The sequence below is a fragment of the Streptomyces sp. NBC_01352 genome, from assembly GCF_036237295.1.
In the GTDB taxonomy this organism is placed as follows: Bacteria; Actinomycetota; Actinomycetes; order Streptomycetales; family Streptomycetaceae; genus Streptomyces; species Streptomyces plumbiresistens.
This window is the reverse complement of the sequence record NZ_CP108354.1, coordinates 2648616-2675569: the sequence shown is the minus strand read 5'-3', so window position 1 is coordinate 2675569 and position 26954 is coordinate 2648616. Positions and strand designations below refer to the sequence as shown.

17 protein-coding genes are annotated in these 26954 nt (G+C 68.6%); 8 read left to right on the top strand and 9 right to left on the bottom strand.

The window, feature by feature from the left end:
- Nucleotides 1-115 precede the first annotated feature (115 nt).
- The 7 genes from OG252_RS12520 to OG252_RS12490 all read right to left on the bottom strand — a co-directional run bounded on the left by OG252_RS12520 (nucleotide 116) and on the right by OG252_RS12490 (nucleotide 10855).
- Complete coding sequence (locus OG252_RS12520; protein WP_329335929.1) at nucleotides 116-2986, bottom strand: glycoside hydrolase family 2 TIM barrel-domain containing protein; 2871 nt, start codon at nucleotides 2984-2986, stop codon at nucleotides 116-118.
- 25 nt (nucleotides 2987-3011) lie between these two features.
- On the bottom strand, nucleotides 3012-3905 hold the full coding sequence (locus OG252_RS12515; protein WP_329335927.1) for a carbohydrate ABC transporter permease: 894 nt from the start codon (nucleotides 3903-3905) through the stop codon (nucleotides 3012-3014).
- Nucleotides 3902-4867: a carbohydrate ABC transporter permease gene (locus tag OG252_RS12510; protein ID WP_329335925.1), complete on the bottom strand. Its 966-nt coding sequence runs from the start codon at nucleotides 4865-4867 to the stop codon at nucleotides 3902-3904. The genes OG252_RS12515 and OG252_RS12510 overlap by 4 nt, the downstream gene beginning before the upstream one ends.
- A 20-nt stretch (nucleotides 4868-4887) precedes the next feature.
- Nucleotides 4888-6150: an ABC transporter substrate-binding protein gene (locus OG252_RS12505; RefSeq protein ID WP_266449657.1), complete on the bottom strand. Its 1263-nt coding sequence runs from the start codon at nucleotides 6148-6150 to the stop codon at nucleotides 4888-4890.
- A gap of 230 nt (nucleotides 6151-6380) precedes the next feature.
- Complete coding sequence (locus OG252_RS12500) at nucleotides 6381-8228, bottom strand: glycoside hydrolase (RefSeq protein WP_329335923.1); 1848 nt, start codon at nucleotides 8226-8228, stop codon at nucleotides 6381-6383.
- Nucleotides 8229-8239: 11 nt separating this feature from the next.
- Nucleotides 8240-9487, bottom strand: a complete 1248-nt coding sequence (locus OG252_RS12495) for an ROK family transcriptional regulator (protein ID WP_266449662.1) — start codon at nucleotides 9485-9487, stop codon at nucleotides 8240-8242.
- A 114-nt stretch (nucleotides 9488-9601) separates the two neighbouring features.
- Nucleotides 9602-10855, bottom strand: coding sequence for a D-arabinono-1,4-lactone oxidase (locus tag OG252_RS12490; protein ID WP_266449665.1), 1254 nt, complete (start codon nucleotides 10853-10855; stop codon nucleotides 9602-9604).
- A gap of 144 nt (nucleotides 10856-10999) precedes the next feature.
- On the opposite strand from OG252_RS12490, the gene OG252_RS12485 reads away from it, so the two are divergent.
- From OG252_RS12485 to OG252_RS12475, 3 genes are all read left to right on the top strand, one after another.
- Complete coding sequence (locus OG252_RS12485) at nucleotides 11000-12331, top strand: radical SAM protein (protein WP_266449668.1); 1332 nt, start codon at nucleotides 11000-11002, stop codon at nucleotides 12329-12331.
- 208 nt (nucleotides 12332-12539) lie between these two features.
- Nucleotides 12540-14030 carry a cellulose binding domain-containing protein gene (locus OG252_RS12480; RefSeq protein ID WP_266449671.1) on the top strand — a complete coding sequence of 497 codons (1491 nt, stop codon included), beginning with the start codon at nucleotides 12540-12542 and terminating at the stop codon, nucleotides 14028-14030.
- An 84-nt stretch (nucleotides 14031-14114) separates the two neighbouring features.
- Nucleotides 14115-17519 (top strand): hypothetical protein, encoded by a 3405-nt coding sequence (locus OG252_RS12475; RefSeq protein ID WP_329335918.1) that lies wholly within the window; start codon nucleotides 14115-14117, stop codon nucleotides 17517-17519.
- A gap of 71 nt (nucleotides 17520-17590) precedes the next feature.
- Here the strand turns inward: OG252_RS12475 and OG252_RS12470 are convergent, their stop codons facing one another.
- On the bottom strand, nucleotides 17591-18247 hold the full coding sequence (locus OG252_RS12470; RefSeq protein WP_266449676.1) for a response regulator transcription factor: 657 nt from the start codon (nucleotides 18245-18247) through the stop codon (nucleotides 17591-17593).
- Nucleotides 18244-20580 (bottom strand): sensor histidine kinase, encoded by a 2337-nt coding sequence (locus tag OG252_RS12465; RefSeq protein ID WP_266449679.1) that lies wholly within the window; start codon nucleotides 20578-20580, stop codon nucleotides 18244-18246. The genes OG252_RS12470 and OG252_RS12465 overlap by 4 nt, the downstream gene beginning before the upstream one ends.
- Before the next feature lie 284 nt (nucleotides 20581-20864).
- On the opposite strand from OG252_RS12465, the gene OG252_RS12460 reads away from it, so the two are divergent.
- From OG252_RS12460 to rsgA, 5 genes are all read left to right on the top strand, one after another.
- On the top strand, nucleotides 20865-21416 hold the full coding sequence (locus OG252_RS12460; RefSeq protein WP_266449681.1) for a peptidoglycan-binding domain-containing protein: 552 nt from the start codon (nucleotides 20865-20867) through the stop codon (nucleotides 21414-21416).
- 133 nt (nucleotides 21417-21549) lie between these two features.
- Nucleotides 21550-23853: a glycoside hydrolase domain-containing protein gene (locus OG252_RS12455; protein ID WP_329335915.1), complete on the top strand. Its 2304-nt coding sequence runs from the start codon at nucleotides 21550-21552 to the stop codon at nucleotides 23851-23853.
- Between the two features lie 36 nt (nucleotides 23854-23889).
- Nucleotides 23890-24573, top strand: coding sequence for a M15 family metallopeptidase (locus OG252_RS12450; protein WP_329335913.1), 684 nt, complete (start codon nucleotides 23890-23892; stop codon nucleotides 24571-24573).
- Between the two features lie 112 nt (nucleotides 24574-24685).
- Nucleotides 24686-25177, top strand: a complete 492-nt coding sequence (locus OG252_RS12445; protein WP_266449687.1) for a peptidoglycan-binding domain-containing protein — start codon at nucleotides 24686-24688, stop codon at nucleotides 25175-25177.
- 621 nt (nucleotides 25178-25798) lie between these two features.
- Nucleotides 25799-26911: a ribosome small subunit-dependent GTPase A gene (gene rsgA / locus OG252_RS12440; protein WP_266449689.1), complete on the top strand. Its 1113-nt coding sequence runs from the start codon at nucleotides 25799-25801 to the stop codon at nucleotides 26909-26911.
- Nucleotides 26912-26954: the final 43 nt, after the last annotated feature.

Genomic DNA, 26954 nt, shown 5'->3' with positions numbered 1-26954 from the left:
GTGCGGCCGGTCGGCTGAAGAGGCCGACCGGCCGCGGGCACCTCACGACCGTCGCAGAATGTCGATCAATCGGTCAATGGATTAATCGATCACGGAGTTGGACTAACGGATCGGACTAATCGGTCACGGAGAACACGAACGAGAACTCCGTCGGCTCGGCCCGCAGGAAGTACTGCGGCAGCGGGCCCGGACCGCACGACTGGGTACCGATCCCGTGCAGGCCGTGGTCCAGGTTGACCCATACGGTGTCGTCGGCCGTGAGGTCGGTGAGGTGGGTGGCCGCGTCCAGCTGCTCGGTCGTCCAGCGGCGGGCGGTGAACCAGAACTCCGGGTCGCCCTCGATCCTGAGGCCGCCGAGCTCCACCCAGCGGACGTCGGCGCGGGCGCCGTTCTCCTGCGGACGCACGTACGGCGTCTGCAGATCGTCCACGGTCGACTGCCAACGGCCGACCAACGACGCCGACCGGGTGTCCGGATACGCCTCGCCGGGACCACCGCCGAACCACTTCACCTGGTCCGCCTCGGGGAGTCCGAGCCGGACGCCCAGCCGGGGCAGCGGCAGCGTCCACTCGCCCTCGGGAGTCACGGACACCGTCAGCCGCAGCCGGGTGCCGTCCGAGGTCCAGCGGTACACCGTGTCCAGCCCCACCTCGCGGGCGGCGGGCGCCACCCGGGTCCGTACCGTCAGCGCGTTTTCACCGGCCTCCACGGAGTCCAGGCGGTGCTGCATACGGTGCAGGCCGAGCGTGCGCCACAGCACCCCGTACCGGGTGTCGGACTGCCACTCCGCGCCGTCGTCGTTGTCGGTGGTCGCCCGCCACACGTCCAGGCGCGGACTCACGACCGACACCCCGCCGATCGTCTTCAGCGCACCGGTACGCGCGTCGAAGGACGCCGGGCCGAGGGTGATCAGCTTCTTGCCGAGCGCCGGACGGTCGGTGGGCGCCACGGACGGCAACGGGCGGGACACGCCCGGGAACTGGCCCCAGGCGACGACATGGTCCTTCGGCGCCCACGCGGTGTCGGCCGCGAGCAGCGCCCGTACCGTCCACTGCGTCTCCGCCCCGCGGGCGTCCGCGGGCGGCTCGGGCAGCTTCACGTCGGCGGACTCGCCGGCGGCGAGCGACGGGACGTTCAGGGTGCCCGCCTCGACCGTCTCGCCGTCCACCTGGTACGACCACTCGAAGGCCAGCGCGGACAGGTCCGCGAAGTCGTGCCGGTTGGTCACGCGCAGGGTGCCGTCCGAGCCGTCGCCCTCGATGTGGACCGGCTCGATGACCTTCTTGTACTCCAGGAGGCCGGGGGAGGGCGTGCGGTCGGGGAAGATCAGCCCGTCGCAGACGAAGTTGCCGTCGTGCAGCTCCTCGCCGAAGTCGCCGCCGTAGGCGTAGCCCAGCTCGGGGTGCTTGATGCCGTGGTCGATCCACTCCCAGATGAAGCCGCCCTGCAGCCGCTCGTACTTCTCGAACAGCCGCTGGTAGTCGGCGATCCCGCCGGGGCCGTTGCCCATGGCGTGTCCGTACTCGCACTGGATGAAGGGGAGTTCGCGCCGCTTGTGCGTGCCCCCGTCCAGGCCCTGGCCGATGCTCTCGACCTCGGCGTGGAAGGCGTACATCCGCGAGTACACGTCCGTGTCCCGGCAGTCCCAGTCGCCCTCGTAGTGCACGAGGCGGGAGGAGTCGCGGCCGTGGATCCACTCGGCCATCGCGGTCAGACCGCGGCCGGTGCCGGCCTCGTTGCCCAGGGACCAGAAGACGATCGACGGGTGGTTCTTGTCGCGCTCGACCATACGGGCCGCGCGGTCCAGGAGGGCCGGGGTCCAGCGGTCGTCGTCGACGGGGTTGTCCCGCCAGCCCTGCTCGGTGAAGCCGTGGGTCTCCAGGTCGCACTCGTCGATGACCCACAGGCCGTACTCGTCGCACAGGTCCAGGAAGGCCGGGTGCGGCGGGTAGTGCGAGGTGCGGACCGCGTTGAGGTTGTGCCGCTTCATCAGCAGCACGTCCTCACGCATGGTCTCCAGGTCGAGCGCGCGGCCTTTCTCGGGGTGCCACTCGTGCCGGTTGACGCCCTTGAAGAGGACCGCCTTGCCGTTGACCTTGATGAGGCCGTCCTCGAGGACGACCGTACGGAAGCCGATGCGCAGCGGCACCCGCTCGCCCTCGGTCGCCAGCACGCCGTCGTACAGATACGGCGTCTCCGCCGACCACGGCCGGACCGGGACCGTCACCGGCTCGCCGGTCGCGACATCGATGTCCAGGGCGGGCACGGTCACCCGGCCGTCGACGTCGGAGTCGACGCGCAGGGTGCCCTCGCCACTGGTGTGGTCGTAGGAGGCGTGCACGAAGAAGTCGAGCACGCTGCCCGCCGGGCGGTGCAGCAGCGTCACGTCACGGAAGATGCCGGGCAGCCACCACTGGTCCTGGTCCTCCAGGTACGAGCCCGCCGACCACTGGTGGACGCGAACCGCCAGTACATTGCCCACAGTCTTCAGCAGATGGCCGACCGCGAACTCGTGCGGCAGCCGGGACCCCTTGAACTCGCCGATGTCCGTGCCGTTCAGCCAGACGCGGGCGCAGGACTCGACGCCGTCGAAGCGCAGCACCGCACTGCCGTCCGCGGGCCAGTCGGCGGGCAGGTCGAAGACCCGCAGGTGGTCGCCGGTCGGGTTCTCGGTCGGGACGTGCGGCGGGTCGACCGGGAAGGGGTAGAGGTGGTTCGTGTAGATCGGCGACCCGAACGAGCCGTCGCCCTGCAGGACCCAGTGCCCCGGGACCGTGACCTCGGCCCAGTCCCCGGCGTCGAACCCCTCCTCGGCGAACGAGTCGTCCTCGGCGTCGGCGGTCGCCGACACCCGCAGGCGCCACCTGCCGTTCAGCGACAGGGACGCGGCGTCCGAGGACGAGTACCAGGCGCGGGGCGGGAGGGCCCCGGGGCCCGGTGAGACGTCCTCGACGTAATCGACGGCCGTCGTGGTGCGGAAAGACATCGGTCTCCAGATATCGAGAAGGGTGTCAGCCCTTGATGCCGGTCTGGGCGATCCCCTGCACCAGCCATCGCTGGAGGAAGAGGAACACGAACAGCAGGGGCAGGATGGAAATGGCCGTGGCCGCGAAGATCAGGTGGTAGTTGACGGTCTGGTTGGTCATGTAGGAGGAGAGCGCGACCTGGACGGTCCACGCACTGGGATCCTGACCGATGACCAGGGGCCACAGGAAGGCGTTCCAGCCGTTGATGAAGGTGATCGTGGCGATCGCCGCGAAGAAGTTCAGCGAGTTCGGTACGACGACGCGCCAGTACGCGCCCCAGTAGCCGAGCCCGTCCACGCGTGCCGCCTCCTCCAGCTCCTTCGGGAACCCAAGGAAGTACTGCCGGAACAGGAAGCAGGTGAAACCGCTGAAGAGGCCCGGGATGATGAGGCCCCGGTAACTGTCCACCCAGCCGAGGGACGAGACCAGGACGAAGCTGGGCACGAAAGTCACGGCGGTCGGGACCATCAGGGTGGCCAGGACGGCGTAGAACACCTTGTTGGCGTGCTTGTAGGGGATACGGGCGAGTCCGTAGCCGGCCAGCGAGCACACCAGGAGGATGCCGACGGTGTGTAGGACGGCGACGACCACGGAGTTCCACATGGACCGCGCGAAGTCCACGGTGGTGTCGTCGAACGGCTCGGTGAGGTTGCCCCACTGGATGCTGGTGGGGAACCACTTCCAGTTCTCGCCCGTGATCTCCGGGTCCGTCATCAGCGCGTTGCGGACGATCAGATAGAAGGGGATCAGGAAGAGGAGGGCGGCGATGGCGGTCGCGACGTAGAGGCCGGTGCTGCTCATGACGCCGCCGCGCCTGGTCCGGGCCGGCTTGGCCGTGACCGGCTTCGTCTTGCCGACCTCGGGTGCTGTGGTGGTCACTTGGACTCCTCACCCCTTCCGAAGCCCATGATCTTGCCCTGGAGCAGGGTCACGACGCAGATGAGCATGGTCAGGACGACCGCGCCCGCGCTGCCCGCGCCGTAGTTCTGGTTCTCGCCGAGGGCCATCTTGTACAGCTCGACCAGCGGTGGCTGGCCCCAGGTGGCCTTGGAGAGCAGGTTGAAGAACTCGTCGAAGGCCTGGTAGGCGGCGACCAGCAGGAGCAGGATCACCGCGGTGGACGTGGCCCGCAGCTGGGGCAGGGTGATGTACCAGAAGGTCTGCCAGCCCGGCTTGGCGCCGTCGATGGCGGCCGCCTCGTACAGCTCCCGCGGGATGTTCTGCAGCGCCGCGATGAACAGGATCATGTAGAAGCCCGACTGGAGCCACAGGCGTACGGTCACGATGACCAGCCAGTACCAGGGCGGGTCGGGGTTGGCCAGCCACGCGATGTTCTCGATACCGAACCAGCCGAGGACGGTGTTGGCCAGGCCGAAGCGGACGCCGTTGAAGATGGACATCTTCCAGATCAGCGAGGCCGCGACATAGCTGACCGCGGTGGGGATGAAGAACACCGACCGGAAGAACGCCCGCATGAACGTGAGCCGGTTCACCAGCAGCGCCAGGCCCAGCGAGAGGGCCCAGGTGGCCGGCACGATGAACGCCGCGAACACCGTGAACGTGACCAGCGAGCCCCGGAAGTCGGCGTCGGTCAGGATCAGTTTGTAGTTCTCGAAGCCGACGAACTCGCTCGGCGTGACCGTGAAGCGTGCCTCGAAGAAGCTGAGATAGATGCTCCAGCCGATGGGCACGAAGACGAAGATGATCAGGCCGATGAGGAACGGCCCGGTGAAGAGCCAGAAGTTGAAGGTGCTGGAACCCCTCAGGCCCCGCCGCGGCCGGTCCTTGGAGACCTTGGCCGGGGCGGGCTGGGCGACCCCGCGGGTGGTGGTGGTCGACATGTGCTTGTCCGTCCCGCGGCCTAACCGAAGAGCTTCTTGAGCTCGGTGTCGACCTTCGCCTGACAGGTGTCGAGCTGCTTCTTCGGGTCCCCGTTCTTACGGACCGAGTTGGCCATGACGTCGTTGAACGAGGCGATCATGGCCTGCGTCCAGCCGATGTTGTCGAAGTGGCCGAACTCGTTGAAGAGCTTGACGCCCTCGGCCGGCAGGCCGGTCTTGAGCTTGGTGGCGGTCTCGGCGAGGGAGGTGCGCGGCGGGATGTGGAAGCCGTAGGAGGTGGCCCAGTCCTCCTGGTACTCCTTCTGGTCGATCCACAGCCACTTCACGTATTCCTTGGCCGCTTCGACGTTCTTGCTCTTGGCGTTGACGAACATCGACCAGCCGCCGTTGTAGACCGACTCCTTGCCCGCGGATCCGACCTTCGGGAAGGGGAAGATGCCGATGTCGTCGCCGAGCGCCTGCTGCATGGCCGGCATGGCCCACATGCCGCACCACTGGATCGCGGTCAGGCCCTGGGTGAAGGCCGACGGGTCCCACCACTCGGTGGGGGCGCCGAGCAGCAGGTTGCCGCTGGTGAACAGGGAACGCAGCTGCTTGAGGCCGTCCGCGACGGCGTCGGTGTTGAAGGCGGGCTTGTTGTCCGCGGTGAGGGTGTCGGCGCCGGCCGACCAGATCAGGTTGTGCTGGACCGGGGTGAGGTCGCTGCCGAGGTAGGCGCCCTTGACCTTGCTGGTGGTGAGCTTGTCGGCTACTTCGAGCAGCTCCTCCAGCGTGGTCGGGACCTCGACCTTCGCCTTCTCGAACATCGACGGCCGGTAGAAGAAGAACTGCGGGTCGTCGATCATCCGGATGCCGTATATCTTGCCGTCGACCGTGTGCGACTTGATGTCGGCCTGGTTGAAGTCGTCCTTCACCGGGTCGATCAGGTCCGTCAGGTCCGCCACCTGGCCGCTCTTGATGAGCTGGATCTGCGGGTGGAACTCGAAGACGTCGGGCGCGTTCTTGGTGAGCAGCGCGGCGAACAGCTTCTGCTCGAAGTTGGAACCGGTGATCCACTGCGTGGTCACGTTGGCGTCCTTGTAGGCCTTCGCGTACTTCTTGATGGCCTGCTCGGTGCCGGCCTCGCCGTACGCGTGGAAGTACTGGACGAGTGCGTCGCCCGACCCCCCGCCGCTGCGGCCGGTGTTGCCGCCGCACGCGGCCAGACCACCGGCGGCGGCCAGGCCCATCGCGGCTCGCAGTACGTTGCGGCGGTCCCAGTTGGTGTTGCTCATTGCCGACATGTTGACGTCCTTGTCTCGAGTACGGCTGCGGCTCTGTGCCTGTGGCTCTGCGGCTCAGCGTCAGATGGCTCAAATGAGGGTGCGGTGCGGGACGTTAACCTTCGGCTAAGGCTTCGGCAAGGGGTTGGACGAAGTCTGTTCGAAGCGTTGTGTTGCGTTCGGAATACCGGACATGACGGGGGTGCGGGCCGCCGCACCAGCGGCCCGCACCCCCCTTTCTCAGTCGTGCATCAGACCTTCGACCAGGCCTGGTTGGCCCCGCCGTTGCAGCTGTACACGCCCACCTTGCTGCCGTCCGCGGTCGCCTGACCGCCGACGTCCAGGCACTGGCCGGAACCCTCGTTCACGACCTGGCCGTTGGAGTTCAGCAGCCACTGCTGGGAGGCGTCACCGGTGGCCGTGGGCGCGGCCACCAGTCCCGAACTCCCCGCCGTCAGAAAGCCGTTCGCGCCCTTCAGCCGGCCCTTCGCGTCGTACGACCACTCCTGCTCGGCCCCGCCCGTGCAGGCACCGATCACCGCGCCCGAGGCGTCGGCCGTCAGGCACTTGCCGGACTGCTTGCCCTGCCAGGCACCGGTGATCGCCGAACTCGGGGCGTGGCTCTTCTGGTCGAGGACGTAGGTCGTGACGGAGCGGCCCGGCAGCGACGCGGAGACCGTGCCGCCCTTGACCGCCGGCTTGGCGACGTTCGCCCAGTTCTCCTCGGCCGACGTGCGCACCGCCTTGCTCACCCGCACCGGCGACTTGCTGTTGAAGTGCAGGTCGAGGGCCGTCTCGGTGGCGTTGTGGTTGTTGACCACCGCCACCCACTGGCCGTTCCTGTCGTACGTCGACACCTCGACGCCCTCCGGCAGCCCGGTCACGTTGTGCGCGACCGAACCCGGCTTCACGAACTTGCTGTACTGGCCGAGCGCGTAGTACCGCTTGGTGTAGTACAGGGTCTGGTTGCCGTTGGCGGCGTAGTCCGGGTCGTAGTAGATGAGCCCGTCGTTCCAGCCCTCGTCGTTCTTCGCGTACGGGTCGCTGCCGATCATCTCCGACAGGGCGACCCACCAGTGGAACGCCGAGTCGTGCGCGGTCGCGAAGTCCTTGTAGATGATCCGCGACAGGTTCAGACCGCCGTCGATGCTCGGGTCGTACTCCTGCGCCCAGCCCGTGCCGCCCTTGCCGAAGCAGCAGATCTCCGTCGACCAGGACTCGATGCCGGCCGCCTTGGAGGTCTCGTAGACCTTCGCCCGGTTCGCGTCACTGGGGTTGTCGTACGTGTGGTGGGCCAGCTTGTCGACGTACTGGGCGGTGCCCGGCTGCGAGATCCACTGCGGGACCTCCTCGTTGAACTTGACCGTGCTCGTCGACTCGTCGGCGATGATGCCGGTCTTCTGGCGGCGCGCGTCCTGCTCGGCGCCCAGCGCGCGCACGATGTCGTCACGCTGGTCGACGTTCACCAGCATGCCCTCCTGGCCGCAGCTGTCGAAGCTGTTGGTCGGCTCGTTGAAGGGGCTGATGTAATCGAACCGCTGGCCCAGCTTCGCGAAGTGGTCGGTGACGTCCGCGACGTACTTCGCGAAGTCCTGCTCGTTCTCCGCCTTCAGGTAACCGCCGCAGCTCTTGGCGTTGGTCTTCCACTCGGCGGGCGCGCTGTTCACGAACGCGACCAGGTTCTCGACACCGTACTTGGCCGCGTAGGACAGGAAGGTGCGACCGCCCTTGTCCTTGCTCCAGTCGTACGTTCCGTCGTCGTTGCGGAAGTCCTCGGGGGCACGGGAGGGCGTGGTGACCGCCGTACCGCCGCCGCCGATGTTGTAGCGGTAGTTGCTGAGGTCGAGACCGCTGGAGGAGAACAGCAGCTTCGCGACCTTCGCCTGGACCTTCGGGTCGAAGTTCTTCAGGTCGTTGACCCACCACGCGCCGGAGGCACCGATGTTGTCGATGGTCTGGGAGGCGTGCGGGGAGACCTCGGCCACCGTGGGGGTTGCGGCCGAAGCGGGCGGTGCGGATATGAGGGGCCCGGAGACGGCTAACGCGGCCGCGGCTGTCAGCAGGACCGATCTCCTGGGGTGGGGGTGAGTCACGTGCATCCCTTCCGTCGTCATGAAGGTGGTGCGGTACGGCTCCTTGTGAGGGTGGTGCGTTTCTTGCCGTTCCTCTGCCCGACGGACTGCAGGGCCCCTTCGAGCGCGAAGGTCGCGGCCCCCAGGCACACCGGATCGGTGGGGATCGGGGAGAGGACGATCTCGGTGGCGGCCATCGGCCGCGGCAGCGCGTGCCGGGCCACGGCCTCCCGCACCTCGGCGACCAGCGGTTCGCCGAGGGTGGCCGCGACCCAGCTGCTGAGCACGACCACTTCGGGGTTGAACAGGTTGACCAGGTCGGCGATGCCGGCGCCGAGGTATCGGGCGGTGTCGCGGACCACTTTGAGCGCCACCGGGTCGTTGGTGAGCATCCCGCGGGCCAGCGCGTCGATGGTCGCGGTCTGGTCCTCCGGGTGCAGCAGCGTGCTGCGGGGGCTCAACTCCCGCAGGTTCAGCATGATTCCGGGGGCGCCGACATATGTCTCCACACAGCCGTGGTTGCCGCAGTGGCACAGCCGGCCGTCCAGGACGATCGTGGTGTGGCCCCACTCGCCGGCGCTGTTGCTCACCCCGCGGTGCAGTCCGCCGCCCAGGATCAGCCCGGCGCCCACGCCGGTCCCGAGGTTGACCACCACGGCGTTCCCGCGCCCGCGCGCGGCCCCGAACCACGTCTCGGCCACCGCGCCGGCGCGCAGCGGGTTGTCCAGGTAGAGCGGGTAGGCGATGTGCTCGGTGAGCAGGTCGAGCAGCGGCACGTCGTGCCAGTCCCAGTTGGGCGCGTACTCCGAGATGCCGGTCGCCCGGTCCACCTGACCCGGCACGCTCACCCCGACACCGAGCACCCGGGCGCCCTCGATCCCGGCCTGCGTGACCACCGAGCCGACGGCGGCGGCGACATGGCCGACCACCTGCTCGGGAAGGCTCTCGCCGGGCCGGACGTCCTCCTCGGCGCGGGCCAGGATGTTCAGCGCGAGGTCGAACAGCTCGACATGGACGTACGTCTCCGCGATGTCGACGCCGATCAACGCGCCCCCCGACGCGTTGACGGCCACGAGACCCCGGGGGCGGCCGCCCGCCGAATCCTCGAACCCGACCTCCGTGATCATCCGCAGGTCGAGCAGCTCGCCGACCAGCGTGGCGACCGTCGCGAGGCTCAGCCCGGTGGCGGCCGCCAGCTCCTGCCGGGAGGTGGGCGACTCGGCGATGATCTGGCGCAGCACCTCGTAGCGGTTCGCGGTGCGGATGTCCCGTGATGTGCGCTTCACCGGCCCGGTCCCATCCCTTCGGATCGTGCCGGGACGACATCGGCACCGGCGCGGCGCAAGGCTATGGGCTGCGGGGGACTTTCGACAAGGGGTTAGGAAAGGGGCTTTATAAAGTCAGACGGCGAGGACGTCCTGTACGAAGGCGTTGGCGAATTTACCCGTCGGGTCCAGCTCCCGGGTCAGCGCCCGGAAGTCGTCCAACCGCGGGTAGAACCCGCGCAGCACCGCCGCCGGCACGGTGAACACCTTCCCCCAGTGCGGCCGCGCGTGGAAGGCGGCCAGTGTCTCCTCCAGTCGCCGCACCACCGGCAGCACCGCATCCGTGTCCTCGACCCAGGTGAAGTGCAGCGCCACGGTGTCCCGGCCGTACGCCGGGCTGAGCCACTGCTCGTCGGCGGCGACCGTACGCACTTCGCAGGTCTGCAGTACGCTGGCGACCGTATCCCGGATACTGTCGATTGCATACAACGCGTCGACGGCATGCCGACGCGGCAGCAGGTACTCCGACTGCAACTCGCTACCGCTGCTCGGCGTGAACTCGGCCCGGAAGTGCGGCAGCCGCTCGTGCCAGGGCCCCGCCACCCCGAACTGCTCGGTGCAGTTCACCGCGGGCATCCCCGGCACCGGGTGCATCTTCTCGACGGCCGGCGCCGCCCACGGGAAGTCGGGCAGCGGCTGGTCGGTGCGCCGCTTGAGCCACACCTGCCGGAAGCCGGGCGCACGCCAGTCGGTGAAGAGACTCACGCTGTACGCCGCCGCCATCACCGTCTCGAGCGTCTCGACGTCCAGCCCGGCCAGGGGCAGTTCGGTGAACACGTGCTGCTCGACCTCGAAGGAGGGCTCCAGGTCGAGGGTGAGCGCCGTGACGACACCGAGGGCGCCCAGCGAGGTCACCGCGCCGCCGAACCGCTCGTCCCCCCGCCCGACGACCACCGTCGACCCGTCCGCCGTGACGATCTCCACCTCGCGCACGGCCGAGGCGAGCGGCCCGTTGCCGACGCCCGAGCCATGCGTGCCGGTCGCCACCGAACCGGCCACCGAGATGTGCGGAAGGGACGCCATGTTGGGCAGGGCCAGCCCGTGAGCGTGCACCTGGCGGGCCAGCTCGGCATACCGGACACCACCGCCGACCCGTACCGTGCGGGCCGCCGTGTCGACGTCGACCTCGTCCGGCAGCGCGGCCAGGGACAGCAGGACACCGCCCGGGCCCGGCTCGGCGATCTCGTTGAAGGAGTGCCCGCTGCCCAGTACCCGCACCTTCGCACTGCCGGCGACGAGGTCGCCGAGCGCGGTGAGCGAGTGCGGGCGGTGCAACTCCTTCGCGAGATAGGTGATGTTGCCCGCCCAGTTGGTGACCGTCTCCGTCATTCCTGTCGTCCCTCTCACAGAGTGCGTTTCGCTGACCTTCTCATTTGCGGGTGTATCGCCCGACGCGAGGGACCCGGCACGGTTCCCGCGGAGGCGAGGGCATACCGTGAGGAGTCGTACGTCCGATCCGGAAGGAGACACGGGATGGGCAGCCGTACCGCACTGGTCGAGGATCTGATGGAGCGGTTCCCGCACGTACCGCGGGAAGCCGTCTTCAAAGAGGATCTGCTCCGGGGTGGTGTGGCCTTCGATCCCTCTGCCCTCAGTGACAACGAGGGGGGCGAGGTCAAGCCGAAGTCCTACTTCATCTTCTCCTTCGACCACGGCACCCTGCCCGAGCTGGGCGAGGCCGCGCTCCGGCGCCCGCCGGAGGAGATCATCCTCACGGGCGGGCCGTACGACCTGCGGCGGACCGTGGTCTCGGTGCGCGTGAACCCGGCGTCGCCCTATCGCGTGGCCGCCGACGAGGACGGCGTCCTCGGGCTCTACCTCGACGGGAAGCGGATCTCCGACGTCGGGGTGCCGCCGATGCCGGAGTACTACCGGCACACCCTCGCGAGCGGGAAGTCGGTGATGGAGGTCGCCCCGACCATCCAGTGGGGCTATCTGATCTACCTCACCGTCTTCCGGGTCTGCCAGTACTTCGGCGCCAAGGAGGAGTGCCAGTACTGCGACATCAACCACAACTGGCGCCAGCACAAGGCGGCGGGCCGGCCGTACACCGGGGTCAAGGACGTCGAGGAGGTCCTCGAAGCCCTGGAGATCATCGACCGGTACGACACGGCGAAGGCGTCCACCGCCTACACGCTCACCGGCGGCGCGATCACGTCGAAGGTCGCCGGGCGCGACGAGGCCGACTTCTACGGGCACTACGCCAAGGCCATCGAGGAGCGTTTCCCGGGGCGGTGGATCGGCAAGGTCGTGGCCCAGGCGCTGCCGCGCGACGACGTGCAGCGGTTCAAGGACTACGGCGTGCAGATCTACCACCCCAACTACGAGGTGTGGGACCGCCGTCTGTTCGAGCTGTACTGCCCGGGCAAGGAGCGCTATGTCGGCCGCGACGAGTGGCACAAGCGCATCCTCGACTCGGCGGAGATCTTCGGCGCGCGCAATGTGATCCCCAACTTCGTGGCGGGCGTGGAGATGGCCGAGCCCTTCGGCTTCACCACGGTCGACGAGGCGATCGCCTCCACCACCGAGGGCCTGCGCTTCTTCATGTCGCACGGCATCACGCCCCGCTTCACCACCTGGTGCCCCGAGCCGACGACCCCGCTCGGCAAGGCCAACCCGCAGGGCGCGCCCCTGGAGTACCACATCCGGCTGCTCGAGGCCTACCGCGCCACCATGGACGACTTCGGCCTGTCCTCGCCCCCCGGCTACGGCCCGCCTGGCCCCGGCCGCGCGGTGTTCTCCGTCAGCTCGTTCATGGACAGTCTTCCGGCGGCGGAACCCGCTGAGGAATCGACGACGGTATAGACGGTACAGGTGAGTGATCCGGCGGTCGCGTCCGTACAACAGGGCAGGAGTTGCAGTTGCGGGGGCGCGGCCGTCCTGTCATGACATCTGAACAGGGCGCTTGTCAGTTGTGTGGGAGGCGTGAAAAACTTCTCCCCTGCCCGCGAGGTTCCCCCCAACTCCTTTGCCATTATGGCGAGTTGACCTCGCTCGTCCACGCAGGAGACCCATGCCCGACCTGCCGACTCCCCAGGACGCCGCTGAGGCCGCGCTGTTCTCAGAATGCTGGGACGCCGTGCTTTCCTACGCGGACCTGTGCACGTCCGGCTCCACCGCGGCCACCCGACTGGCCACGGAGGCATTCTCCCTCGGCATGCGCGAAGCTCGCGACGCGGAGTCCGCTCCCGCCCGCGGTGCCGGCCGCCGCCCGGCCCGCCTGCCCCGGATCCCGCTGCTGCTGACCGCCGTACGCAACACGGCCGCCGCCTGGGAGAACCAGGGCCAGGGCCACCAGCTCGATCCCCAACTGCGGCTGTGGCTCAACTCCGAGGAGGCCGCCCGCTACAACGGCCCCCCGCTGCAGCGCCCGCTCGCCCTGCGCGGCCTGCGCGACCTCCAGGAACCGGACGCGGCCCTGCTGTGGCTGGCCGAGGTGGAGGCGCTGCCGCTGACCGTGGTGGCCCGCCGGCTCGGCCTCGACCCGGCCCTCGTCGGCGAGGAACTCACCCAGGTACGCGGCCTGTTCCGGGACCGCAGCCATCGCAACCACCTCGACACGCCGATGGACGCGCAGTGTCGCAGCTACGCCCGGCTGCTCGACGCGGTCACCCGCTCGCCTGCCGCCGACACCCCGAACGACCTTTCCCGGCACCTCGCCCGCTGCGTGGGCTGCGCGGAGGCAGCCGCCTGTCTCCGGCTGCACGGGGGCGGACTGCCCTCGGCCCTCGCCGGCGGAGTGATCGGCTGGGGTGGCCTCGCCTATCTGGAACGCCGTCGCAGGGCCGCCGAGGTCCGCCTCGGTGCCGGGCGCCCGGCACCGGCGGACCGCGAGGACGGGCCGCCGAACCCGGGCGCCCACAAGGCGCGCGTCGTGCGCAACGGCCTCCTCGTCGCGGCCGTCCTGGTCTCCGTGCTGGCGCTGGCCGTCTCGATGATGCCGGGCGCCGGCACCGACAACGGCGCCGCGTCGCCCGGTGACTCGGCCGACCGCCAGCCGGTGGCCGACCCGCGCTCGTCCGTCCCGTCCGCCGACGAGCAGTCCGCCTCCCCGGAGCCGACGGCCACCGCCTCGCCGAGCGGCACCTCCCGGGCGTCCACCGGGCAGAACCCGGGCGCCACCCCCCAGGGCACGACCTCCTCCACCGCCCCCGGCGGCCCCGAACCGGATCCGGGCACGAGCGAACCCGCGGCCTGCCGGGTCAAGTACGACGTGGTCGGGGAGTGGCCCGACGGTTTCCAGGCCACCGTCACCGTCACCACCGAACGCGCCCTCGACTCCTGGCGCGTCGCCTGGGCCTTCCGGGACGGCCAGCAGGTCGGCCAGATGTGGGACGCGAGCTTCGCCCAGAACGGCTCCCGCGTCACCGCCACCGCCGCCGCCTACAACAAGACGGTCACCGCGGACGGCAGCCTGGCCTTCGGCTTCCTCGCGTCCTGGCGGGGGAAGAACTCACCGGCGTACGACTTCACGCTGAACGGGCAGAGCTGCACGAAGGCCTGACGGCCCGGCGCAACGAGTGCGCCGGGCGGGTGAATGTCGCCGGGCCGCCCACCGAAAGCACCGACGCCACGGAACCAGTACAAGGTGATCGGTGGCAGGGGTGTTTCGTGGCGGCTGCGGCAGCACGGGTACGAGCGGGCCCGGAAGTGGCGGGTCCGCAAGAGCGGGTGGTACGCACCGCTGCTTTTGCTGACCTTTCTGGGGGCGCTGCTTCTGCTGTTCCTGATGGTCACGGCCGTTTTCACGCTGGGCGGCATGCATCGGGAGAAGGACCCCGACTTCGACTCACCCATGGTGTGGATCGACACCCAGTGCGATGAGAGCGACATCTCCTGCAGCGTCCTCCAGTCCGTCTTCATGCCCTTTCTCACCCTCGCCCTGGCCACCGTCGCCTACCTCTTCTTCCGGTTCAACCGGGTGCGCAGGGCGTATCTGAAGAGGGCCCTGGAGGCCCCGCACGAGATCGTCGAGACGGCGGGGGGCATCTTCGGCGAGGTGGTGGGCCGCGACCAGCTCTGCGCCGTACTCATGGAGGACCTGCGGGACAGCCGGTTCCGCCGTACGCACGTCGTCGTCGGAGGCGTGGGAACGGGCAAGACCGCCCTGGTCGTGCTGCTGACCCGGCAGCTCGCCCGGTACAACGCCGTCGCCGTGCCGCTGCGCCTGCGGGGGGCCGAGGGCGACCTGGACTTCCGGCAGCTGGCGTTCGAGCGGTTCTCCCGCGAGGTACAGGGCCACCTCCGCTCCGGTGCCGAGGGGGAGAAGGTGTGGCGGCGGTTGTGCCAGCAGGGACGGATCGTCGTCCTCGCGGACGGGCTGGAAGAGGCGCTGACCGGTGAGGAACTGGCGGAGGAACGCGACACCATCATCCGGCTGGCCATCCGCCGGGCGAACGACCAGGGGCTGCCGCTGATCGTCACCTCACGGCCCCACGACTCGCTGCGGGGGATGGAGGCATCGCTCACGGAGCTGGAGCCGTTGAGTGAGGAGGCCGCTCTGCGGTACATCTCCTCCGGCAGCAGCCTGGAGGACCGGCAGCGGCTGGACTGGATCGTGGAGAAGGCGGGCATCGCCGACGCGCCCACCTATCTGCAGATCGCCAGAGAGCTCCACGAGGAGGGGCTGCTGGAACGTGCCGTGACGCGGCGCTCCGAGGAGCAAGCGGTGGAGACGCGCGGTGGGGACCGTGCCGCCCTCCGCTTCCATCTGCTCGACACCTGGTTCAACGCGCTGACCAGCGGTCGCTTCCGTCCCGAACTGCCGCTCAGCCAGGAGGAACGGCGGGCGAGCATCCACTATCTGGCGGCACTGGCCTGCACCGGGCTGGCAGCGGACTCCTCGGAGGTACGGTTCGCCGACGTGGTCGACGAGCAGGACCTCTCGCGGCCCCGCTACCCGGAGATCGTCCAGGAACTGATGAGAAGGGTCGAGGACAGCCGGCTCGACATTCGCCTCGCCGCGCACTGGGGGGCGCGCATGGGGCTGGTGGAGATCGCCGGGGATCGCGTCCGCTTTCAGCACAGCATCATCCAGGCCCACCTCGGATCCCGGTTCATGAACGCCGTGATCCATCCCGACGTTCCCGCCGAGCCGAGGCAGGGGTCCTACTTCCCCGCGGCGCTGGAGAAACCGGGACGCGAGCTGCTGATCGCCATGGTGCTCCACTCCCGTACGGCCGAAGGCTCCTGCGTGCACGAGGAGACGGAGGCCGGCGCAGAGCCCTGGTGCCCGGTGGCGGCCGCGCGCGACCTGCTCCTGAACGCCGCCTGCCGGGCGCAGATGGCCAGGGGCGACCTGCCGGAATCCCCCGACGAGCAGGCGGTCGGCGCCGGGGACGCGGCCGCGCGGACCCAGGCCTTCTTCGGACGTACCCTCCACACGAATGCGCTCGAGCTGTACGCGGCGGCACTGGAGATCGACAGCATGGACGCCCGACCGCAGCAGCACAGCATCGCGATGCGGCTGTGCACCTCCTGGCCCGACCTGCGCGCCCGGGATCCACGCACCCTACGGGTCGCCAAGTCCCTGCTGGTGTCCCGCTTCGGCGAGGCGATGCGGGGTGTCGCCGACCGGCGGACCCTGCGGCCCGCCTATCTCGAACTGTTCGACATCGCATGCCAGGAGCCGTCGTACCCCCTCCGCGTGGCCATCGCGCAGGAGATCGGGGCCGGTGGCGACGCCGCCTTCGCGGTACTCCAGCCCCGGTTGCGCGGACCGCAGGTCGTCCAGGGCCGGCGGATGGAGCGCGGGAACGAGCAGGAGGTGATCCTGGAGACGTACGACGGGCAACAGCCGGAACTCCTCGCCGAACAGGTAACCAGGAGGCACCGCCGGGCGGAGGGCGAAGCCGCCCGGGCCCGGCGCGAGCTGCGGGAGCGGGAGCGGCAACGCCACGAGGAGTTCAAGCGGGAGGCGGAGGAACGGGAGGCCGAGGAGAAGGAGTGGCGGGACAACACCATGTGCGCGTGGCTGATCCCCCTCCTCGTGGGCTCGGTCACCACGCATCGTCATCAGGACACCCCCTACGAGTTCCTCGAGAGCTGGGTACGACGGGTGGGCGAGCCGGAACAGCAGGACGCACCCGCCCTCGACCTCGCCCTCGAAGTGGCTCTGGCCCAGGGGTTCAAGTACGCGGCCAACCGCAGGCACCGCCATCCGCACGCCCGCGCCGAGGCGCGCGAGTACCTGAGCGAGCAGGCCTGGGACATGCTCAAGCGCACCCGGTTCTGGTTCACCCGTCTCACGCTGCTGCACGCCCTGACGCTCTGGGACCTCCCCGACGGCGGCACCGTCACACGACCCGAGCGCGGACACGGCTCCGATCCCGCGGAACAGGTACGCCAATGGCTCGCCCTCCCCGACGGGGAGCGACAGCATCCCTTCGTGGAGGCCGCCGCCGAACTGTGCGTCTGGGCGCTGGAGTCCCGCCGGCCCGAGCGGTTCCTGTGGATCGACGAGTCCGGCGTCGCCGCCCACGTCGGATCGCAGACCGCCGCACAGGGTGACGACCGCAAGCACCACCTGTGGATCCCGTCCTCGACGGGCTGGAGCACCCTGCACCGGCGCGCCCAGCAACTCCTCGCCGACGTGCTCCTGCTGCTCAACCTCGCCGAGCGGGGCGACTGGCCCAAGGACCGGCTCCGTCGCCTTCAGCACACGGCCCGGCCCGATCTGCCACCCTGCCTGACCCGGGACCGCAGCCCACTCGACCCGAGCCGCACGATCGTCCGTAAGGCGGCCTCACAGGCGGGCTCCAACTGCAGGGACGACTGCGCCTTCGAGCTGTGTCCCTACCCGCCCAAGGGCCTCGACGGACACCGGGTGGAGCTGAGCCAGGCCTTCTGCCGCGCCCAGTCCACCCTGCTGTCGCGGTCGGGCTCCACCCTCCGACCCGGTGCGCCATGGCAGCGGCGCATGGACGTCGGCGAACTCAGGGAGTTCTGGGAGCAGATGGGGCAACGGGCACAGGACAACCCACGCCCTCGGTAGCTTCGGGACCAGGAGGCGCTCGCTCCCGACGCCTGGGAACGACGCATGGGCGGACGAGCACTCGCCCGCGCTCAGAGGTCGCCCACGTCGACCAGCCCGTCCTGGATGGCGCGGGCCACCAGGCTTGCCTTGGTCCGCGCGGGGCGGCCGACGTTCGCGTACTTGATCCGCACCCGGTCCAGATACGAGTTGACCGTCCGTACGGAGATGCCGAGGCGCTGCGCGACCAACTCCTTCGACTCCGACTGGAACCACTCAATGAGCACGTTCTCCTCGCGTGCGGAGAGTTGGGGGCGGTCGGCGCGGGTGTTCGTCCCCAGCGCGCCGGCCAGTGCGGGCGGCATGTAGGGCCGCTCGTCCGCTGCCGCCAGCGTCGCCTCGACCAGGTGGTCCCGGCCCTCGCTCTTGGTCAGATAGGTCGCGGCTCCCAGGTCCAGGCAGCTGAGCGCTGTCTTCTCGTCGTCCCGCATCGAGTAGACGACCACCTGCCGCCCGGCGTCGACGAGTCTTCGGAGGCTGCCGAAGGCGGGGCCGCCTTCGCCCAGTTGCAGATCCAGGACGACGACATCGGCCGTGCTGCCTGGCGCGGTCCAGGCTTCCCGTACGGAGTCGCCGGCCGCGACGACGGTGATGGGCCGCGGCGATGCGGCGAACCACGCCTCCACGCCCGAGAGGATGGCGGGGTGATCGTCAACGACGACCACGCTGACCGGTGCGTTGTCACTCATGTCAGGTCAACTCCGGAGGCCGCCGGTCTTATCCAGCCGGCATCCACCCACACACTTCCGCCGCGCGTCGTTCGCGTCACGGTCACCTTCACGTCCGTGGCACGGCCGTGTGCCTGAGCGGTCTCGTCCGTGTCGCGGTCGTCGGCGCAGTCCTCGCTGACCACGCTCACGCGTACCGTGCGGGGTGTCCACACGACAGTCACCCGCGCTGTCGAGCGGGTACGGCCCAGAATCACCGCCACCGGGTCGACCAGCTCCCTGCGTACCTCCACGGGCACCTCACCCGGCCGGCCTCGTACGGCCAGACTCACCGTCACCCCCTGGTGTTCGGCCACCTCGACGCATGCCCGCAACTCGTTGAGCAGCGGGTCCAGGACGGCGTCGCCCTCCGCGAACAGGCGGCGCATACGGGCGGCTTCCACGCCGCACCGCAGCCTGACCTCCTCATCGTGGGGGCTCAGCACACCGTGGCCGAGGCCCACGAGCAGCGGCACTGTCGTCGCCGTCAGGGCGCGGTAGCGCTCCTTGTGATCACGCTGCATGTCCTCGTGGATGCGTTCCCGGGTGCGCAGTTCCTCCTCCCGTGCGGTCGCGGTCCCCGCTGCCGGCGCCGTACCGTGGAGCAGGTGCGTCATCAGTACACAGACGGAGAGCTGGAAACCGCAGTTGGATATCGCGGAGATCCCCATGGTGGCCGACTCGGCGGCGGTTGGCGCCCCCGACAAGAACACAGCGGTCGCGTTGAGCCCCACATGCGCCCCGAGGAACGCTGCGAACACCCTGACCCGCAGGTCTGCCAGCAGGAACAGCGCATGCCAGCCGACCACTGCGAACGCCCAGTCCGCCGCACCTGTCAAGCGCTCCGGCGGAAGCGTGAACGCACATACCGCCGAAACGGCCAGCACCGAGCCCAGACTCCACCCGCGCGCCCTCGGCGGGATCTGCCTGCCACGCAGCAGATAGGCGCCCCCGGTCGCCGCGACGGCGGCGAGGCAGACGAAGGCGGCTGTCTGTGCCCACGCAGGGTCGTACACGTCCTGGTAGGCCGTGAGCTGGCGCAGCGACATGGTGAACTGCCACACCAGGCTGATCAGCAGCACGGCCAGTTGGGTCCCGTAAAGGAGCCTCCCGCGGATGAGGCGGACGACAGCCGTGTGCTGTGCTTGGGTGCCGGGCGGGCGCGGTACGCCCGTCACGTGCGCTCCGTCCCCTGCCTGTGACGCCTGGGCCCGGCCGTGCCAGCGCCACTGCACGTGGGTCCCGGTGCCCGGATGTGAGGTGACCGTGGCGGAGCCTCCGACCGCGTGCATCCTGCCGATGATGGAACCGGAGATGCCCCGGCGCCGTGCGGGGACGGACTGCGGGTCGAAGCCCCGTCCCGCGTCGGACAGTTCGACGACGGCGCCGTCCCCCTCCGGCCATGCCCTGAGCTCCGCTTCCCGCACCCCGGCATGGCGTGCCACATTGGTGACGGCCTCCCGGACCCCGTTGAATATCGCAAGCCCAGGGCTGGACGGCATCGCGAGCGGACCGTCGATGTGCGTCTTGAGCCGCACCCTGGCCTGTCCCTCACCCTCGGGCACGCAGCCGAGGAGTGCCCCGAGGTCGACGCTCCCCGTCTCGAATCCGGGCATGGCGGACAATGCCTCCAGATCCTGTCTGGCACGTGGAGGCAGCCACGACCAGTCCCGGCCGTCGCCCTGGGAGACCATCAGCAGCGTCGCGCTCGCCGTGTCGTGCAGGGTCGCCAGGTACTCGCGCTCAGTCGCCCTCCGCGCGGCGGCGACATCGGCCTCCCGGCGCGCCGCCGCCCTGGCCGCGGCCGACCGGTCAGCCGCCCTGGCCAGTGCCCGAACGATGAGGTAAGCGGCCCTCGACAGGCCCACTTGGATCAGCAGGCGCACCAGTGGTATCAAGTCGGGGCTGTGCCCGGGCGAGGAGAGGACGTCGCCCAGCACGAAGACGACAGCCCCCAACGCGGCCAGGGCGGCCGCGGCCACTGGGCGCGTCGCCCACTCGTACTGGAAAGTGATGACGCTGATGCCGACAATCGCCTCCACCATCACATTCGCGCCATCGCCGCCGATCACCGGCTGAGACAGCCCCGTCAGCACCACCACGGCCGCGTCCAACGCCCACAGCAGGGCGAGCGGGAACAGGCACGGGCGGCGCAGCGCGTAGAGGCGCACACCACAGGCGAGGAGAGCGGGCACCAGCAGAGACATCGCCAGGGGAATGTCCGCCACGTCCGCCGAGACGACGCCCAGCGCACCACACAGACAGACCACGGTGGACCGCAGCCACACCCCGAACCGCTCGAGGGCCAGGATCACCAGGCGCTCACTGGACCTGGGCCCGTCTGACGACTCGATGGCTCCGTCCCCGTTCCCCTTGCGTCCCCCGTGCCACCTGGAGACACCCCCGTGCCACATAGGAACAAGGGTAGTTGGCCCTCGATCAAGGTAGAGCAAGTCCGTCGCCTGCTCGGTCCCTTGTTCCTTTGTGGGGCAAACGACCGGCACACTCAGCGACCGGGCGCGGCTACTGTCCCCGTCGTACAGAGGCGTTCGAGGCGAGCAATCCTGCCGCCCCTCACTCTGAGAAATCGGGGAAACGTATGTCCATCGGGAAGGGCTTGGTCGCGCTTGCCGCATGTGCCGCCCTGGGCGTGACGGCGCTGAGCACGAGCCCCGCGTCGGCAAGTGTCTCGCAGGGGGTCATCTTCGGCAGCGGCACGATCACCGATGACTGGGGGGATGAGGGCCCTCTCTGGGAGGGTGGCAGATACCAGATATCCAACGCGGTCGGTCTGTGGCAGTACGTCCTGTGGGCAGAGGGCGCCATAGAACAGAACGGCACCACCTACGACTACGCGGACATCGACTGCGATTTCGGCCCCAACACCACCTATGCGACGAAGAGACTGCAGGGGAGGTGGGGCGTGGAGGCGGACGGCGCCGTAGGCAGCCAGACCTTCAGCATCGCGGACAACCACCTCCGGGGAAGCACGGGCGAGGTCACCTATTTCGGTAGAGCGCGCGCCGTCACGTTCGTACGTAGCTCTGGTGGCGCCTACCGCTTTGAGAACCCCGAGGCGGGTGTGGGCTCGAATTGGTGGGAAACGGCACTTTACGACCCCTTCGCGACCTGCTTCGTTCCTGGCGGCTGAACCCGGCACGGAGAGATCAGAGGCCGTGGTCACCACTGGTGACCGCGGCCTCCGCCGGCGCCGAAGCACTCATCGCGCAGAGCCCCGCACAACGTCTTGCACATTGTGAAAACACTCAATCCCGAGGAAGCGCATGGCCGACGAGAAGGTACTCGAGGCCCAACGGTGGGTCAACAGGACATATTCCAGCGTCACCGGGTACAGCCCGTGCGCGGAGAACGGTCTCACCGGCTGGGGAACCATGCGTGCCCTGACCATGGGGCTCCAGCACGAACTGGGCATCAGCCCGGTGGTTGCGGCATTCGGCCCCACCACCCTGTCCCGGCTGGAGGCCCTCGGCCCCCTCCACGTGTCATGGGCAGAGAACGCCAACATCGCGCGCATCCTCAAGCATGCGCTGTTCTGCAAGGGTTACTGGGGCGGCTACTACGACACCGGCGAGATCGAACCCGCCACCGGCGACGCGATTGGCGAGATGAAGTTCCAGATGGGACTTCCGATCGACACCACGGTGCAGGCACGCATCTTCAAGTGCATTCTCAACATGGATTCCTACGTTCGGACGGCCGGCGGTTCGGATGCCGTGCGACAGGTCCAGCAGTGGCTGAACGGCCGCTACTGGCAGAAGAGTGCATACTCCATAGGGCCCTGTGACGGGAACTACTCCCGAGACGTGCAAAAGGCGCTCATGGTTGCCCTGCAATACGAAATGGGCATTGCGGCGCCCAATGGCAACTTCGGGGAGGGGACACAGACCGCCCTGCGACGCCACACGGTGGAGCAGGGAGCCAGCGGAGTCATTGTCCAACTGTTTTCCGCTGCGTGTGTGTTCAACTCGCCTCTCCCCGGCGGTGCGACCGCTGAGTTCACCGACGTTTTCGGCCCCGAACTCGCGTCATGGGTGCGGGAATTCCAGGAATTCTCGCTGCTGGAGCAGAGCGGGGGCGACTATCGGACGTGGTGCCAGCTACTCGTGTCCATGGGCGACCCCGGACGCCCTGTGAGCGGCTCGGACACACGGTTCGAGATCACGCCGGCACGCGCTCGGTGGCTGGTCGACGAGAAGTACGAGGTGGTGGGCCGCTACCTGTATGACCCTCCGACCTCCACTCTGGACAAGGAGATCAAGCCGGGTGAGCTGGACACTCTCTTCGCCGCCGGTCTGAAGGTCTTCCCGATCTTCCAGGCGAACGCCCGGACGCTGGGCGACTTCACGACCATGGAGGGCTATTCCCATGGGGCCCTGGCGCACGACCTGGCGCGCGAGTATGGATTCAACTGGGGCACGGTGATCTACTTCGCCGTGGACTACGACGCCACCCAGGCGGAAATCGACTCCGCCATCGTTCCCTACTTCCAAGGTGTGGCCGCCGCTCTCGACCAGCGAGGAGGGCGATACCGGCACGGCGTGTACGGGTCTCGCAACGTGTGCGCCAATGTGTCGGAGAGGACGGGCGCGAAGTACTCCTTCGTGTCGGGTATGTCGTGGGGTTTCTCCGGAAACCTCGGATACCCGCTACCGGCAAATTGGTCGTTCAATCAAATCCAGGAGATTTCGGTCACCAACGGGGCCGACTCCTTCGATCTCGACAGGGACGCCGTCTCCGGCCGAGACAGAGCGTCGAGCTCCGTGAATCAGCCCGCCAAGCAATACGACGGCTTTATGGCCGGTATCGAGGACCTGTACGGCCTTGCCGTGCAGTACGGCAAGGGTGACCCCAACCAACTGGTCATGGAGTTCGTACGTCACGATGCCTACGGAGGTCTTGACTGGGCATATCTCATCGGATCCTACGACAAGGACTTCGTCGCCTACGCCGAGGCGCGGGGTATGGCGGTTCCGAAGCAGTTCGTGGATCCGTTCACCGGAGCGCACCTGGGTGCGGAGCATTTGCTGGCGACAGCGAACGGGGTCTTCAACCACCCGCCGTCAGACAATCGGCGGTCCGTGAACAGCGGTGATATCGCGGGCTGGGGCGGCGACCTCATCACCCTCTACGCCGACTGGAGAGACGCCTTGGACGTCTATCCGAACGGGCGGGAATTCGTCAACGAGAACATGGCGAGCCTCGACGCGCAGACCACGTTCGGATACTCCGACTTCATCGAGGATGCGGATGGATATCTCATCGCGCAGGCGTGCCTGGCGGGGCAGGATATTGTGACTGCCTTCAGGGAACGCTACGAGAACGGCAGCGGGGCCCGCAGATTCACATCCTTCTGGGAATCGCGCTTCATCGGGAATGCGGACGACGCCGGTTACGCGACCCACAACGTTCTGACTGCCGAGCGATCTCCGATCACCGAGGCCCGGCTGGGACTGATTACACGCCGGGGGATCGCAACCTTGCCCGCTATGCTTCCCTATTCCGAGTTGGAGCAGTTCGAGCTCGGTTTTCTGGACGTCCTGAGGGGCCGAGTGAATGGAGAGTCCTGAGATGCGAAGTTGCCTGACGAGGAGAGGCAGACAGGCGTGATTGACCGTGAGGTATCTCGCCGTCGGTTCGTAGGCGGCGGCGCCGGGATCCTGGGTGTGGTGACGCTGGGATCGGTTCTGTCCGCTGCACCGGCCGTTGCTGTGCCGAAATCCGGACGGGAGTGGCGGGAGGACAGCACGGCGAATGGTTGGAGGGTGCTGACCGAAGCTGATGCGGAAGAATATCGCGTCGAGGGCAGCGGCTTGGCGATTCGTCTCGCAGCCGGGGACGCGGCAGTACTCCTGCTGCACGTCGCACGGCGATTCCACTACGAGATCGACGCGCTTCGCACCGGTGACCTCCACGGTCACAGCACCTCGCGGCTCGTCAACCACCCCTTCGAGTCGAACCACCTCTCCGGCACCGCGATCAACATCCGACCGCATGCTTACCCCTTGGGAGTCAGCGGTGGCCTGTATCCAGCCGAACTGGTGGTAATCCGGGATATTCTGGCCGAACTGGGCGGCACGGTCGCATGGGGCGGCGACTTCACCACGCCGAAAGAGTCGCATTTCGAGATTGCCCTCGCCCCGACTCACCCCAAGGTAAAGGGTGTGGCCCGCACGATCAGAGGCTGGAACGGGAATCCGGGGAAGGGTGCGGGCGCCACGGACGCCTTTGCGCCCGCCCGTCGCTCCCGGGCCGGAGCCTTCGAGCAACGCCGACCAGTACTTCACTAACACGTCGTGACTTGACGGGTTGTCGGGTGCGGGGTGCGGGGTGCGGGGAGCGGTCGAGGCCGGTGCGGCGTCGTCGCCATGCTCACCAACCATCCCACGAGAAGGAAGTGCCATGAGGACAAGGATTCTCCGAAAGACGTTCGTTCCCGCCGCCGTCGCCGTGGCTCTCGCGGTCGGCACCCTCGCCGGCGCAGCACCCGGCTACGCGGTCCCACAGCCCGCCACCACCGCGCGGGTGACCCAACCGGCCATGGCCGAGGGCGAAGTCGGGGCGCAGGCCGTCGTCAACCTCGGTCTGACCGTCCGTAAGGCCAAGGGCGTACAGACCTGGCTCAAGCGGTTCCACGGTCTCTACAGCGGCCCTATCGACGGCGCATTGGGATCCAACAGCTGGATTGGGATACAGCAGGTTCTGGCCCTCTACAACGGCTACGAGGGCGACATCGACGGGATCCCCGGCACTCAGACCAAGAAGGCTCTGCAGCGCTTTCTGAACTACGAGGGCTACAACGCCGGCACGGTCGACGGCATCTGGGGTCCTCAGAGCACGAACGCCTGGGCCGCCTTCGCCGACGCCATGGTCGACTACTACAACATCCCCTGACGAAGGGGGCCCGGCGGACATCTCTTCGCCCGGGCGTCGAGTTCGTCGACCCAGGCGCCGTCGCCGCGGCGGGCGGGACCTTGAGGGTGGCCTGGCAAATGGCGTCGGCGATGGTCATGCCGACAGCTGCTTGGCATAGCGCCGGGATCAGGCCAGTGCCCTTGCCGGCGTCGACGACGCCGGCAAGGGCACTGTGTCGACGCAGTCGGACCCAGAAGAGGGAAAGGTGTCCGCGGTGTGGCCCGGCAGGACAGCGACGGGCGACGGGCCGGTGCGTGACCACGTCCATGGCCAGACGCCCCCGAACGTACCGCCGCTGCGGTTCGCACGCGTCGCCACCGGCTGACCGCCGGCCGCCAGGCCACGTTGGTGGGCGAGGGGATCACTTATTCCGTGGCGCCCGAGGGCGTACGCCTCTATGGTGAATGCGAATCGCGCGGTGGCCGGTGGCTGCCGTTGTCGGCCGAGTGAGACAGGAGGTGTGACCGATGGCTGTCGTTGAGATGGGCGCTGCCCGCATCCGGAAGTTCATCCACTCCACCTCCGTGGTCTCCGGCTGACCTCTTTCTTCTCCCACGCCTGTGTGCGTGTGCCGGGGCCACCCTTGTGAAGGGTCACCCCTTGTCTTTCTCATCGCTCCAGAGTCCGTCGTCGTCGACCTCACATCCGCTCGCTCCCTACGGCTGGGACGACGCATGGGCGGACGAGTTCGCCCCCCACGAGCCTGAAGGGCTGCTGCCCGGGCGGGTGATCCGGGTCGACCGCGGACAGTGCGACGTGGTCACCGCCGACGGGATCGTCCGCGCGGACACCGCGTTCGTCACCCCGAACGACCCGATGCGGGTCGTGTGCACCGGCGACTGGGTCGCCGTCGAACCCGCGGGCAACCCGCGCTACGTACGGACGTATCTGCCACGCCGTACCGCTTTCGTACGCTCCACCTCCTCCAACCGGTCCGAGGGGCAGATCCTCGCGGCCAACGTCGACCACGCGATCGTCGCCGTGTCGCTGGCCGTCGAACTGGATCTCGGGCGCATCGAACGGTTCCTCGCGCTGGCGTGGGAGTCCGGGGCGCAGCCCGTCGTCGTGCTGACCAAGGCGGACCTCGTACCGGACGCGGCGACGCTCGGGCATCTCGTCGAGGACGTCGAGACGACCGCGCCGGGTGTGCCGGTGCTGCCGGTCAGCTCCCTGGACGGGGCCGGACTGGAGGTCCTGGTGGCCGTCGTCTCCGGTGGTACGTCCGTGCTGCTCGGCCAGTCCGGTGCGGGCAAGTCGACGCTCGCGAACGCGCTGCTCGGCGAGGACGTCATGGACGTACAGGCCACCCGGGACGCGGACGGCAAGGGACGTCACACCACGACCACCCGCAACCTGCTCGCCCTGCCCGGCGGCGGGGCCCTCATCGACACGCCGGGGCTCCGGGGCGTCGGCCTGTGGGACGCCGAGAGCGGGGTCGGACAGGTCTTCTCCGAGATCGAGGACCTGGCGGCGCGCTGCCGGTTCCACGACTGCGCGCACGAGAGCGAACCGGGGTGCGCGGTGCTGGCGGCCATCGAGGACGGTGTGCTGCCCGAGCGGCGGCTGGACAGCTACCGCAAGCTCATCCGGGAGAACCAGCGGATCGTCGCCAAGACCGACGCGCGGCTGCGCGCGGAGATCAAGCGGGACTGGAAGCGGAAGGGAGCGCAGGGGAAGGCGGCGATGGAGGCGAAGAGGGGGCGCTGGGCGTAAGGAGACGGGCGTGGGGCGGCCCAAGGGGCACTGAGGGACAGCT

Excerpts from the sequence above, each read along its gene's own strand:
- OG252_RS12505 (WP_266449657.1), bottom strand. The coding sequence starts at position 6,150 with ATGTCGGCAATGAGCAACACCAACTGGGACCGCCGCAACGTACTGCGA.
- OG252_RS12520 (WP_329335929.1), bottom strand. The coding sequence starts at position 2,986 with ATGTCTTTCCGCACCACGACGGCCGTCGATTACGTCGAGGACGTCTCA.
- OG252_RS12485 (WP_266449668.1), top strand. The coding sequence starts at position 11,000 with ATGGGCAGCCGTACCGCACTGGTCGAGGATCTGATGGAGCGGTTCCCG.
- OG252_RS12490 (WP_266449665.1), bottom strand. The coding sequence starts at position 10,855 with ATGACGGAGACGGTCACCAACTGGGCGGGCAACATCACCTATCTCGCG.
- OG252_RS12500 (WP_329335923.1), bottom strand. The coding sequence starts at position 8,228 with ATGCACGTGACTCACCCCCACCCCAGGAGATCGGTCCTGCTGACAGCC.
- OG252_RS12510 (WP_329335925.1), bottom strand. The coding sequence starts at position 4,867 with ATGTCGACCACCACCACCCGCGGGGTCGCCCAGCCCGCCCCGGCCAAG.
- OG252_RS12445 (WP_266449687.1), top strand. The coding sequence starts at position 24,686 with ATGAGGACAAGGATTCTCCGAAAGACGTTCGTTCCCGCCGCCGTCGCC.
- OG252_RS12470 (WP_266449676.1), bottom strand. The coding sequence starts at position 18,247 with ATGAGTGACAACGCACCGGTCAGCGTGGTCGTCGTTGACGATCACCCC.
- OG252_RS12480 (WP_266449671.1), top strand. The coding sequence starts at position 12,540 with ATGCCCGACCTGCCGACTCCCCAGGACGCCGCTGAGGCCGCGCTGTTC.
- OG252_RS12455 (WP_329335915.1), top strand. The coding sequence starts at position 21,550 with ATGGCCGACGAGAAGGTACTCGAGGCCCAACGGTGGGTCAACAGGACA.
- OG252_RS12460 (WP_266449681.1), top strand. The coding sequence starts at position 20,865 with ATGTCCATCGGGAAGGGCTTGGTCGCGCTTGCCGCATGTGCCGCCCTG.